An 8,564-nucleotide genomic window follows, 5' to 3' on the forward strand; every position below is an offset into this window, starting at 1 on the left:
TGGAAAACACCAACAAAGGCTCCATAAAATTACCACTGTTGCTGTTTGCTCACTTGCCACTGTTGGTGTTTGTTCACTTGCCACTGTTGGTGTTTTTCACCAACAGTCTTCCTCATCACCACAGGTCTTGTTTAGCTATCATTTGTTGGTGGAAAACACCAACAAAGGCTCCATAAAATTACCATTGTTACCGTTTGCTCCTTTGCCACTGTTAGTGTTTTTTTACCTGCCACTGTTGGTGTTTTTCACCAACAGTCTTCCTCATCATCACGTGTCTTGTTTAGCTATCATTTGTTGATGGAAAACACCAACAAATGCTCCATAAAATTGCCACTGTCACCGTTTGCTCCTTTGCCACTGTTGGTGTTTTTCACTTGCCACTGTTGGTGTTTTTCACCAACAGTCTTCCTCATCACCACATGTCTTGTTTAGCTATGATTTGTTGATGTAAAACACCAACAAAGGCTCCATAAGAACGTTTTAAATGGCCGTATAAAGATGATTAAGTATTGATACTATTCAATCTCAGTAATAATTCAGGATCCAAACAATTCCCTTTATAAAACTCCAAATCCAATTTAGAGCACACACCTGGATAATCACCAACATAATCCTGTACATCCTTAATCATCTGAAAATGCAAATGTGGTGCATAATCGCCATTAACACTTGAATCTCCCAAAGTGGCAATTTGTTCACCCTTTTTAAAGGCCTGCCCTAGTTTTAGATGTTCTATGGAAGCGACACTAAGATGTCCATAAAGTGTGTAGAACTGAAAATCTTCAATGATGTGTTTTAAAATAATCGTCGGACCATAATCGCCATGATTGGTGTTATTTTTAAAACTATGTACCTCAGCATCCAAAGGCGTGAATATAGGCGTTTCTACAGCTACCCAAAGATCGAGACCTAAATGGATATTGCGTTCGGTTTCTGGATTAGTGTCCTTAAAATAAGAACTTCTTTGGTAGATGTTGCGGGTTTCGAGATACCCTCCATATGCTACTTTAGCATTATTTTTAATGATATGGCTATGGATATACTGCTCTAATGTTTCCGAAGAAGACACATCAATAGTGTCAAGTGTTTTATTAGTCTTTGATAAGTCTAATGCGATGTAATCTGACTTCGATATTGCTGGGTCTAAAACATAAAGGGATTGATCACCTAGATCGCTTAACAATTGAGAGAACACTTTTATGGTCATGTGTGTTATTTTTCTCAAAAATACGTTAATTACTGACTATTAAAAACTGTTTAAATAAAGCGATTCCACAACACGTGGGGAATCACAATTTTAGTTTTTCAAGGCGGTCTCCAATGCTTCCGATTTGTCCTTTGCATACATTAAACTATCGTCCATTTCAAAGCACTTTTTAAAATTAGCTAAAGCTTGTATAGAATCGCCTTGCATTAAAAGGGCGTCGCCATAACTATCATATACATTTGCCGATTTTGGATACTCATCCCTATTCAATTTAAAAATTTGAGTCGCCGCATCTAACTTATCTTCATTGATTAATAGGTAACCCAATTTGTTGATATCAGTTTCGTTGACGCGATAATTAATAGTATCTAATTTAACGCTTTCATAGAACACAATAGCGTCGTTTACATCTTTTTCATAAATGCGATTCGCCATGGCCATATAAATACTTTTCTTGGGCATTTGATAGGATTCTCCCGCTCTCAAATTTTTAATATTGTTAATAACAGAACCGAAATTCTCTCCAGAGTCGTTTGTTAAAATGATAAAACCGCTTTTTGCATCTACTTCATTATGTAAAAATGTCACGAAGCCAACCCATCCACCAGAATGATTAATAATTCTCGGCTCTCCTGGATTGTACTCTAAAAACCAACCGAAACCATAACCCGTATATGCTCCATCATTTGTTTGTCCAGATTCCCATGCTTCATCTAAATATGCTTTAGAAATAATGCTGTGGTTTGCTAAGGCCATATTCCATTTATAGAGATCTTCTAGGGTAGAGTAAATTCCGCCATCACCTCTAACATCATTAACAATATTATAATCATTAATGATATAATCTTTTTGGTTGAGGGCCAATCGATAACCAAACACGCGGTTAGGCATATTTGGATCTGCATCCATTTGATAATTGTATAATATCGTATTAGTCATTCCTACTGGATCTGTAATCTGTTCTTTTAAAAAATCTCTAAAATGCTGACCAGAAACTTTTTCTACAATAGACGCTAATACTAAATACCCCGTATTACTGTACTCCCATTTTTCTCCTGGCTGAAAATCTAACTCAGGATCAACGCGATAAAATTCTTTTAAGATCTCATCATTACCCAATATATATTGTTTTGTTGAGTCTTCTTTTACAAAGTTTTCAGCTATTATTCGCTCATAATCTGTAAGTCCTGAGATATGATGTAATAACTGACGAACTGTAATATTATCATAAGGGAAGTCTGCCAAAATAGTATTGACTTTTTGATCATACTCTAGTGTACCTGCTTCTTTTAATTTCATAATCGCCATACCTGTAAATTGCTTACTTACAGACGCTAAACGGAATTGAGAATTAAAGTCTAGTGAATCGACAGGACTGATAGAACGCAACCCATTAGAACTCTTAAATATGACTTCTCCATTTTCATAGACTAGAATATTTCCTGTAGCTATTTCTTCAGTTTTCATAGCGGTTACGAAATCTGCATACGCGCTTTTAACGGTTTCAGAGATGTCGTTGTTAGCCTCTTTTTTACATGAAAAAAAGCATGCCGAAAAAAGACATCCTACTAGTAATTGGTTGAATAATCTCATAATTTTTGATTGAAAGTAATTGTTCTTTATAAAGATAAGTGATTTTAATTACTGTTACCGTTAGCCTCAACATTACTCCTTTTTTTTCCTCGGAAATGAAAAAACTAGACAGACATCAAGAACAGCATAGTTCGTTGAATTTGCAGAGGAGATTCCGTATTCCAGAAACTTCGAAACAGACTGACAGTTTGAATTAATTGGATGGTCATTTAGAAGAAATAATGACTGAAGAATCTACGGTTTTATTAACTTGAAATTCCTACTATTGTTGTAATAACAGAACTATTACTACTTCAAAGCCACATCACTAAACTTAGCATTAATGACAATTGTCTTTCCTGATTTATTGGTGTTTGGATGATTATTTATGGTTTGTTGCGTTGTTAATTTGTTATTTAACCGTGAGCGGTTACCTTTAAAATACATGCTATAATCAACGGTTTTATTGGGTAAATTAATAATAGCGTCACTATTGTCTAAAATAATATTAAGATTTGTAAACGCTTCTGAAACTTTAGAAATCGATAAATCCCCAAAACTACCATCTATAATGGCAGTTCCGGTTAAGTTATCTATATACATATCTGATGAATTACTATTCAGCCTCAAACTAGCAACCGTATTAAGGTGTGCATCTTCTACATATTTTAAATTGAGTTCACCATCACTCCATGTCGTCACTTGAACTGGAGAATAAGACACACTTATAGAAGTGTCACTTCCATCAATGTGATTTGCTAATACATTAGCATGTGATATGTTTGCTTTTAGATTGTAAATAACTGATGTCATCTTTAATTCACCATGTCTTACATTTAGATTTAACTTTGTATTCTTAGGCATTCTTATTTTTATCGTGCGTTTTACCTCTTTACCGTGCATTTCAAAACGCTTAGATAGATGTTCGCGTCGTTTCTCATGAGCCTCTTGTCTTTTCTCTTGGGATTCTTCCATATTTTCATGACGTTTTTCCATCTCTTTCTCTCTAGACTCCATGCGCTTTTCCATGTCTTTTGCACGTAGTTCTAGTTCCTTGCCATAATGTTCTCCCCAAACCTCCATCTTTTTAGACCATTCGCCATCAAAACGTTTTCCAAATTCTTCTCCCCAAGCCTCCATCTTTTTTCCATAATCCTCACCAAATTGCTTCTCAAATTTTTCTCCCCAAGCTTCCATTCGTTTTTCATAAGACGAAAAATCAACTTTAGCCATCTGCCTTCCCCAAGCTTTCATTTTCTCGCGATATTTAGCAGGAAAATCTTTACCCCATTTTTCCAAATACGTTTCACCGTCTTTTTTAAAGGCTTCAGAATCAAAACTAACGTTAGTGACACCATTTGGTAGTTCTGGTAATTCTGGCATTTCTGGTGCTTCTGGAACCTCTAATCGAGCAATCTCTGGTAGTTCTGGCAACTCAGGCATTTCTGGCATTTCTGGTAAACTACCAAAATCTATATCTCCTAATACTTCCAATGCTTTCAAGGCCTCTAAGGATTGAAAAGCACTATTAGTCATTTCTGCTAAATCCCAAGAGCCATGAGATCCATCTGACGTAATGCTCACATTACTACCTGAACCCTCTACGTTAAGATTCCAAGATTTTAAAGCCTCTTGTAATTGCTCTTTAGATAACTTTTCGCCTTCAACATAGGCCTCAATTTCTAAAGTGCTTTTATTCCATGTATCAATTTCTATTTGCACATAGCTCGTATTCAAATTGATTTCCACTTCTTTTGTAACCTCAATTTTCCTAGATATCTTGGTTAATCGCTCTTGTGCTGAAGCGCTTAAAACGAAACAGAAAAATAGAAGTACGACTAGTGTATATATTGTTTTCATTTGATTATGTTTTATTCTGAAATTTTATTTCAAAAATTTATTGACTTGTCATTAGATTCTCGACTCTACTTAATTTAGCAGAACTAATTTTAAGTTCTACTTTTTTTATCTTCGGAAGTCGTTAAATCATTTAATTGTTCTTTTAAGCGATACATTAAATTAAGTCTTAATTTAAGATTGTCTATCAATGCACTTACAGTTAATTCATTTGGTCCATGATTGGTTAATTCAACCGAAAGACGCTTATATTCTTGATTTAACTCTGCAAGTCTTACAACATAACCATCAAACAAATCTTTGTTTTCTGGTGTTTGCTTTACTTTAGATAGTTCTATATTAATATGAGCTAAATAGTAATCTTCTACCTTTTTAAAATCTGGCGAAATATCACCTAATGATTTCAATTGGCCAACTTTAGAAGGGTTTTGAGTCTCGACGATTTCTGTAGGAGTAATTTCTGAAGTTCCAAAGAAATTTGAGGCTCCAAAACCTAGACTAATTAAGATCACAATACTGGCTGCTATTTGTAACACAGGGAGACGCTTTTTAATTGATGTTTCAACTGGCAAGGCGTTATCTAATTTTTCAAGAAAACGTGCTTCGTGACCTTCGCTCATTTTTAATAGCGAATCTTGCTGTTCTTCTTTAAATAATCTTCTAATATCTTGTGCCATTTTTCATGGGTGTTAACTGTTCTTTTAATTTCGACTTTCCTCTAGAGAGTTTTGTTCTTGAAGCAATTTCTGAAATGTTTAAAATTCCCGAAATCTCCTGATGATCATATCCTTCCACCAAATACAACATCACAACATAACGATATTTATCCGGAAGTTTTTGAATCGCCAACTTAATCTCATCTAGCGTTATTGTATCATCTACTAACCATTCGTTTTGATAATTGTCATCGATTACTTTGAGGTGCACCTCTTCCAATTCTTGCAAATGCTGCTTTTTGGATTTTAAACAATCAATACTTTTATTAATTACGATACGTTTCAACCAAGCTCCAAAAGTGACTTCTGCTTTGTACTGATTGAGTTTTGCAAATGCTTTAATAAAGGCTTCTTGTACGATATCTTCAGCTTCCATAGAATCCTTCACAAATCGCATGGCAACCGCAAACATACCATCGCAATATTGATTGTATAGTTTGAGTTGCGCAGAACGATCATTCTGCTTGCATTGTTCAATAATATCAATTTGAAGTGTCTTCAAATCTGTTTTAGTTTGGTTATATACCTTATAGATCAATTACATCTATTTGGTACTGGTTCAGTGAACTTATCTTGACTATTTTTTTTACCTACAAAGTTTCCATTTTGGCCTCTAATTTCCTTCTTTTTTAGAAACATAGCGAGACCACACTTAGAAAAACAGCATCGTGATATCACAAAAACTAAACTTTTCGGTCTAAAACAAAACATCAAGAGGAGTTCATTATAAAGACGACACAAATACAGGAGTGTTGCAAAAAATTACAATATTTTTAAAATTTACAGAAATTCTAGTGAAGTATAGACGTAGCATTTCAATTTCAATTATATTTGAAGTTAATTATTAAATGTCTGAACATAAACAGACTATTTTTTTAACTTGAACTGTTTTTGTCTCCTTTTTATTTGTTTTCATGAGTTGCGATCTTATGACCAAGTGCTTAAAAACAAATAAAAAAGAGACAAAATGAAACAAATTTAATAGTGCTGTGTTTATTCCCAGACACTATTAACAATTCTATATTGCTATGAATACCTTTTTAAAGCGCCTACTTATTATATTATCTATTGTTGCAATAGGACTCTTTTTATATTCTTATGTTGTTGAAAATATATTTTCCCCTAGATTGAGCCCTAAAGATACTGTAGAGTTCAAATTGAATGACCTCAAACTCGAAGTCTTCTATAACAGACCTACTAAAAAAGGTCGAGAGGTCTTTGGTGCTTTAGTCCCCTTTAATAAAGTATGGAGAACAGGAGCAAATGAAGCAACCACTTTTGAAACGAATAAAAACTTAATGATTCAAGGCATCTTTTTACCTAAAGGAAAATATACCTTGTGGACGGTCCCTAAAGATTCTACGTGGAATGTCATGTTCAATACCAAACAATATAACTGGGGAGTTGACGAAGAAATGCAACCCATGTGGGATCCAAATCATGATCTCTTAGAAATTGATGTTCCTATAGAAAAAATAGAGACTACAGTTGAGCAATTCACCATTGCTTTTGATAATTCTACAGATGACCTGAAACTCACTATGGCTTGGGATAACACAAAAATAGCAGTACCTTTAGATGTAATTAAAGATCAAAAATAGAGGCTTTTGTCTAAAAAATTAAAATCATCTGCACTACATGAAACAGATGGTGTATCATCACAATCTGATATCACCAGTGCATCTTCAATTAAACGTATTCAGGAAAAAAGAAAAGCAAAACTCGATACTAACATTTTAGTTACTGGAATTTTAAACGGTAATATCACTGCTCTAAGTAGAGCTATTACACTTGTCGAAAGTTCTAACCCTAAGCATTTACAACAAGCTAATGCTGTTATAAAATTATGCTTACCAAAGGCTAACAAATCTGTAAGAATAGGGATTACAGGAGTTCCTGGAGTAGGAAAAAGCACCTTTATTGAGGCCTTCGGACTTCACCTCACCTCCCTGGGTAAAAAAGTGGCTGTCTTAGCTGTTGATCCAAGTAGCAGTTTGAGTAAAGGGAGTATTTTAGGCGATAAAACCCGAATGGAAGATCTTGTAAAAGATGATAATGCATTTATTAGACCATCAGCTTCTGGAATGTCTCTTGGTGGTGTTGCTCGCAAAACTCGTGAATCGATTATTCTTTGTGAAGCTGCTGGTTTTGATACTATTGTTATTGAGACTGTTGGCGTCGGACAAAGTGAAACTGCTGTTCACAGTATGGTCGATTTCTTTTTACTACTAAAAATTGCTGGTGCTGGAGATGAACTCCAAGGCATCAAACGTGGTATTATTGAAATGGCAGATGCGATTGCTATCAACAAAGCAGATGGCGAAAATTTAAAAGCAGCTCAACTGGCTAAAGTAGAATTTAACAGAGCCTTGCATTTGTATCCGCAAAAAGAGTCTGAGTGGTCTCCAAAAGTAAGCTTGTGCAGTGCTTTACATCGAGAAGGCATTGACGAACTATGGGTATTGATTTTAGAGTATCTAGAACATACAAAAGCGAACAATTATTTTGAAACACATCGTACAGAACAAAATAAATTCTGGTTACTACAAACTATTGAAGACCGATTAAAATCTGATTTTTTCAATCAGGCTAAAATTAAAGAGGCACTTAGAACGCAGTTACAATTAATTGAACACGGAGAAACGACACCTTTTGTTGCAGCTGAGTATCTATTAAGACTTAAAAATTAGCCTTATACCATTCTACTTGCTTTTTCACAGCCTCTAACAATGTAGTTTGCGGCTTATAATTTAATAACTTACTCGCCTTATCAATATTAGCTTTTGTTCGAGATTGATCACCTGGTCGTTTTGGAATGACATTAAGCGCAATAGATTTTCCAAGAATTTGCTCAACAGCTTCAATCCCTTCTTTTGTGGTATGTTCCACTTCTGTTCCTAGGTTTATGATTTCACCATTTACTTTAGATTCGTTGCCTATAACACTTACAACACCATCTACAATATCACCAACGTATGTGAAACTACGTAAATGCTTATCGCTACCTTCAAATAAAGGGAATGCTTCACCTTTCAAACCTAAATCAATCAATTTAGTATACATTTTTTCTGGACGCTCACGTGGCCCAATTACAGAGTATAAACGTAATGAACAAGCACTCATCTGCTCTTCTCGGCTTTTTTGAAGTACTAATTGCTCTGCAGCCAATTTAGTGACACCATAATGTGATGCTGGTTCGGGAGCAAAACTTT

9 protein-coding genes are annotated in these 8,564 nt (G+C 34.8%); 3 read left to right on the top strand and 6 right to left on the bottom strand.

Going from position 1 to position 8,564, the window contains the following annotated elements:
- Window positions 1-298: hypothetical protein (locus ACJAZK_RS14270; RefSeq protein ID WP_415224610.1), on the top strand; the 298-nt coding region annotated here is incomplete at its 5' end.
- A 204-nt stretch (window positions 299-502) separates the two neighbouring features.
- On the opposite strand, the gene ACJAZK_RS14275 is transcribed toward ACJAZK_RS14270, so the two are convergent.
- The 5 genes from ACJAZK_RS14275 to ACJAZK_RS14295 all read right to left on the bottom strand — a co-directional run bounded on the left by ACJAZK_RS14275 (window position 503) and on the right by ACJAZK_RS14295 (window position 5,854).
- Window positions 503-1,207, bottom strand: coding sequence for a peptidoglycan DD-metalloendopeptidase family protein (locus tag ACJAZK_RS14275; RefSeq protein WP_415224611.1), 705 nt, complete (start codon window positions 1,205-1,207; stop codon window positions 503-505).
- A 90-nt stretch (window positions 1,208-1,297) separates the two neighbouring features.
- Complete coding sequence (locus ACJAZK_RS14280; RefSeq protein WP_415224612.1) at window positions 1,298-2,800, bottom strand: serine hydrolase; 1,503 nt, start codon at window positions 2,798-2,800, stop codon at window positions 1,298-1,300.
- Between the two features lie 288 nt (window positions 2,801-3,088).
- Window positions 3,089-4,639 (bottom strand): hypothetical protein, encoded by a 1,551-nt coding sequence (locus ACJAZK_RS14285; RefSeq protein ID WP_415224613.1) that lies wholly within the window; start codon window positions 4,637-4,639, stop codon window positions 3,089-3,091.
- 89 nt (window positions 4,640-4,728) lie between these two features.
- Complete coding sequence (locus ACJAZK_RS14290) at window positions 4,729-5,313, bottom strand: hypothetical protein (protein WP_415224614.1); 585 nt, start codon at window positions 5,311-5,313, stop codon at window positions 4,729-4,731.
- Window positions 5,297-5,854, bottom strand: coding sequence for an RNA polymerase sigma factor (locus ACJAZK_RS14295; RefSeq protein WP_415224615.1), 558 nt, complete (start codon window positions 5,852-5,854; stop codon window positions 5,297-5,299). Before ACJAZK_RS14295 ends, ACJAZK_RS14290 begins: the two co-directional genes overlap by 17 nt.
- Before the next feature lie 526 nt (window positions 5,855-6,380).
- Between ACJAZK_RS14295 and ACJAZK_RS14300 the strand changes: the two genes are divergently transcribed.
- Window positions 6,381-6,953, top strand: coding sequence for a DUF2911 domain-containing protein (locus tag ACJAZK_RS14300; RefSeq protein ID WP_415224616.1), 573 nt, complete (start codon window positions 6,381-6,383; stop codon window positions 6,951-6,953).
- 6 nt (window positions 6,954-6,959) lie between these two features.
- On the top strand, window positions 6,960-8,042 hold the full coding sequence (meaB, locus tag ACJAZK_RS14305; protein WP_415224617.1) for a methylmalonyl Co-A mutase-associated GTPase MeaB: 1,083 nt from the start codon (window positions 6,960-6,962) through the stop codon (window positions 8,040-8,042).
- Here meaB and ACJAZK_RS14310 read toward each other — a convergent pair.
- Window positions 8,032-8,564, bottom strand: a 533-nt coding sequence (locus tag ACJAZK_RS14310; RefSeq protein WP_415224618.1) for an NAD-dependent epimerase/dehydratase family protein, incomplete at its 5' end; no start/stop codon positions are given. The two genes, meaB and ACJAZK_RS14310, sit on opposite strands and share 11 nt — an antisense overlap.

The organism is Psychroserpens sp. (assembly GCF_047633235.1).
Taxonomy (GTDB): Bacteria; Bacteroidota; Bacteroidia; order Flavobacteriales; family Flavobacteriaceae; genus Psychroserpens.

What these genes read in the sequence shown, in the direction of transcription:
- ACJAZK_RS14275 (WP_415224611.1), bottom strand. Translation starts at nt 1,207, where the DNA reads ATGACCATAAAAGTGTTCTCTCAATTGTTAAGCGATCTAGGTGATCAA.
- ACJAZK_RS14290 (WP_415224614.1), bottom strand. Translation starts at nt 5,313, where the DNA reads ATGGCACAAGATATTAGAAGATTATTTAAAGAAGAACAGCAAGATTCG.
- ACJAZK_RS14280 (WP_415224612.1), bottom strand. Translation starts at nt 2,800, where the DNA reads ATGAGATTATTCAACCAATTACTAGTAGGATGTCTTTTTTCGGCATGC.
- ACJAZK_RS14285 (WP_415224613.1), bottom strand. Translation starts at nt 4,639, where the DNA reads ATGAAAACAATATATACACTAGTCGTACTTCTATTTTTCTGTTTCGTT.
- ACJAZK_RS14300 (WP_415224616.1), top strand. Translation starts at nt 6,381, where the DNA reads ATGAATACCTTTTTAAAGCGCCTACTTATTATATTATCTATTGTTGCA.